Source organism: Anabaenopsis tanganyikae CS-531 (genome assembly GCF_029891675.1).
Lineage (GTDB): Bacteria > Cyanobacteriota > Cyanobacteriia > Cyanobacteriales > Nostocaceae > Anabaenopsis > Anabaenopsis arnoldii.
Genome location: NZ_JANQDF010000054.1, coordinates 1 through 3,343, shown reverse-complemented (window position 1 = coordinate 3,343; position 3,343 = coordinate 1). Strand labels below are relative to the sequence as shown.

General features: G+C 42.9%; 5 protein-coding genes. 3 read left to right on the top strand and 2 right to left on the bottom strand.

Annotated features, from left to right (window positions below):
• Positions 1 to 224 (bottom strand): reverse transcriptase N-terminal domain-containing protein (locus tag NWP22_RS05525; RefSeq protein ID WP_280801608.1); only part of this gene is annotated, 224 nt, incomplete at its 3' end.
• A gap of 309 nt (positions 225 to 533) precedes the next feature.
• On the opposite strand from NWP22_RS05525, the gene NWP22_RS05520 reads away from it, so the two are divergent.
• The 3 genes from NWP22_RS05520 (at position 534) to NWP22_RS05510 (ending at position 3,068) form a co-directional block, all read left to right on the top strand.
• Positions 534 to 824 carry a hypothetical protein gene (locus tag NWP22_RS05520; protein WP_280801607.1) on the top strand — a complete coding sequence of 97 codons (291 nt, stop codon included), beginning with the start codon at positions 534 to 536 and terminating at the stop codon, positions 822 to 824.
• Between the two features lie 49 nt (positions 825 to 873).
• The gene (locus NWP22_RS05515; protein WP_271733796.1) at positions 874 to 1,554 is read left to right on the top strand and encodes a conjugal transfer protein TrbI; all 681 of its coding nucleotides are present in this window, start codon (positions 874 to 876) and stop codon (positions 1,552 to 1,554) included.
• Between the two features lie 272 nt (positions 1,555 to 1,826).
• Positions 1,827 to 3,068: an S-layer homology domain-containing protein gene (locus NWP22_RS05510; protein ID WP_271733795.1), complete on the top strand. Its 1,242-nt coding sequence runs from the start codon at positions 1,827 to 1,829 to the stop codon at positions 3,066 to 3,068.
• 93 nt (positions 3,069 to 3,161) lie between these two features.
• Here the strand turns inward: NWP22_RS05510 and NWP22_RS05505 are convergent.
• Positions 3,162 to 3,343 (bottom strand): hypothetical protein (locus tag NWP22_RS05505; RefSeq protein ID WP_280801606.1); only part of this gene is annotated, 182 nt, incomplete at its 5' end.

The window sequence follows — 3,343 nt, the reverse complement described above, 5'->3', positions numbered from 1 at the left end:
CCGGCGGTTTTCTTTCCTTGGTTGTCTTGAGTTACCCTACGTGTAGCCAAAGCTTTGGCTGACCAAGACTTCATCAGCACCTTTTGGAGTCCACGAACAACCTTGACATCACCACGGGCTGAGGCTTGATAAATTCGTTTTTGGATTTTGTAAACACGACGTTCTAACTGTTTCCAGTTAATCGTGTTCCATTCTACCGTAGTCTTTACACTCGTTTTAGACATAATTCCTGCTTACAACTTTATCATCCATATCACCGTGAGTCTGTCAGCATATCTTAGGCATTACCCTAAGCGTTCGCTTCTGACTCAATCTCTCCCACTTGCAGCATCCGGTTAGCACCTACTTTTAGATTCGACCTTCTAAAAGAGCTAACAAGGGGGTTACTTCGTTCCATGTGTCCATTCTGTGTACCTTTAGAGTGATGTTTTACGCCGGGTTTGTTGGAAGTGCATAACGGACTAAGGACGAGTAGCCGTTTCCTTATCCTTTACCTTTTTTGGTTCCAGCCTATCAGCCTGATTTGGCTGGTTTTGTTTAACGACGCTTCTAACACATCTTTGTTGACTACTCATGGGTACTTTGCTCGACGTGTACCAGTTTGGGCTACCAGTAAGAACGCCTTTTCTTCGGTGCTCTACGGATTGATGGCTAGTCGCTACCGTAAGGAAGATGCTGTCACCCTTGCACCTAGGGGGTGGGATTCTCACCCACATGAACACACAGTTATAAGAGTCTGGTTTTTTACCCAGTCTTACCTTCCGTCCCTGAGCATTTCTACTCATTTAGGAAGAACGAATCGCACCAACCAGAAACAATCATAATCAATAGCCCGTCAGATCATACAGCACACACATTAAGCACAAGCATATTATGAATACTCTTCACCAATGGAAATATCACACCGCTGCACTCGTAGCAATGGCAATTACTAGTACTGTTACTCCGATGATGGCCTTTACTCCTGCTAATGCCCAGTATACTATTGGGCAAACCAGAACAGTGACAATTCCCGCTAACGCTAACGTGAGTCTTCCCGTCACACACGAAAAAGAAAGAGTTGTTGTGGTTCGTGGGGAAACATTGAACCTGACATTGAAAATATCAAATGACATCATCGATAATCGCAGAAATATCTTAATTCCCAGAAACACTGAAGTTGTAGGACAGCTAGAACCCGTATATTTCGATAACAGAAGCAGAAACAATGACAATATTAGGGGTGTGAGGTTCGTGGCCAGGGAGTTAGTCTTTACTGATGGCCGTCGCCAATTAATTAATGCTTCCTCTCAGATAATTACCAGAACTGAAACAATTAATAAAAATGATAGCAGTAAAGTATTAACAGATGCTGCTATTGGGGCTGGTGCAGCTACTGCAATTTCACTAATTACAGGAAACCGCAGAGTTGAAGTTTTAGAACCTCTCGGAGGTGCTGCTGCTGGTGCTTTAGCTAGTGTATTGCTGCGGAAACAACAAGTTGAAGCATTCGTTTTAAGACCCGAACAAGATTTGAGGCTGGGACTTAATTCCAATTTAGTCATAAACCTGTAATCAGATTGACTATATTTGATCTGTGAGTTTAATTATTTCCCATGAGCGATGGCCAGTGCAAATATATATGGCAGGCGATCGCTTTATTTTTAGCTGCTATAAAGCCTTTTTCAGGCTCATGAAGTAAACACCAATTCCCTATTCCCTATTCCCTAAAGAACAAATGATAGTTAATATTGTCAGGATTAAAAATCAACATTTCAGGAACTTTTAATGACGCAAATTGTCTGAATACCTAGGAGAAAAACTGAAATTTAGGGCATTAAAAAGCAATGTTGAATTTAAATCCTTGGCAATGTGGAACCCCAGTAATTTTAGCCGTAAGCTTCATATTAGGTACTGTAGCACCCTTAATCACAACCACACCATCATTAGCTCAAACGAGATTTTCCGATGTTCCATCTAACTATTGGGCGGCACAGTTCATCCAAGAGTTATCTAGGCGAGGTGTAATTGCTGGGTTTCCTGATGGTAGGTTTCGCCCCGAAGAAGCAGTAACCCGCGCTCAATTTGCCGCGATGATTAACAATGCGTTCCTAAAAGGACCACAACGGCAAGCAATCAATTTTGTGGATGTTCCTAGTAATTTTTGGGCATCTAATGCCATTCGACAAGCCTATACCATCGGTTTCTTAACAGGGTATCCCGGTAATCGCTTCGAGCCTAACCAGAAGATCCCGCGCCAACAGGTTTTGGTGGCTTTAGCCAACGGGTTAAATTATTCTCCGAGTATTAATACTCAAACTACTTTGCAAATTTTCAACGACAGCTTTAATATTGCTGACTGGGCGCGTAGTCCCATCGCTGCAGCTACTGAGCGGCGAATTGTGGTGAACTATCCTAACGTTGAGTTGCTGAATCCAACTGCAACCGCCACCCGCGCACAGGTAGCGGCTTTTATCTATCAGGCGTTGGTTAGTTCTAATCAAGCCTCTGCAATTATTTCTCCCTATATTGTCGCTGTTGAGCCTACCACCCCCACACCGATATCTGTGACTATTCCCCAAGGGACTGTGATTCCTGTGAAGTATGCTCAGGGGCAAAAAATTCTCGTCACCAAAGATGAAACAGCACCTTTGACTCTGACAGTATATCAAAATGTAATTACCCGACAAGGAACTGTAATCATTCCGGCTGGTAGTCAAGTTTTGGGTAAACTCCAACCTGCTCAAGGGGGTTCTCAATTCGTGGCGGAGAAGTTAGTTTTGACCACAGGTGAGGAGTATAAAATTAACGCTTCTTCAGAAGTAATTACTAAAACTGAAACTATTAGAAAGGGTATTAACACCAGTACGATTATCCGTAATAGTGTCTTAGGTGCTGGTGCGGCGGCGGCGGTGTCTGCGGTCACAGGGGATGGCGCTATCGCTACAGAAGAAGTGCTAGGTGGTGCGGCTATCGGCGGTTTGATTGGGCTGTTCTTTGGCAGAAATAGCGTTGAGTTAATTTCCATCGTCCCAGATACGGATTTACAAATAACAATCAATCAAAACTTTCTGGTTTCGGTGAGCTAGTCCTAAGCTGAATGTTTTATAGACAAAACTATACTTATGTTGATAAGCATTGACATAAGTGAGTTAAGAACATCGCCCACTTGATATATAATCCTAGGATATCAAGTATTGAATTAAGACTATTGCCAACGCGAAAACCAAGCAATGATAGCGGTAGTCTTTCTTGTAAATCTTAACTTGAGAAATATCGCGTCTGGCTAAGGCGTGCAAGTCTACTAAGGGATAACCGCTCCCATGCTCCCGTTGAAGTAGAAAGTAAAGTCTAGCTTTGTCTA

Bases quoted from the DNA above. Each gene is read 5' to 3' on its own strand.
- NWP22_RS05515 (WP_271733796.1), top strand. From the start codon at position 874: ATGAATACTCTTCACCAATGGAAATATCACACCGCTGCACTCGTAGCA.
- NWP22_RS05510 (WP_271733795.1), top strand. From the start codon at position 1,827: ATGTTGAATTTAAATCCTTGGCAATGTGGAACCCCAGTAATTTTAGCC.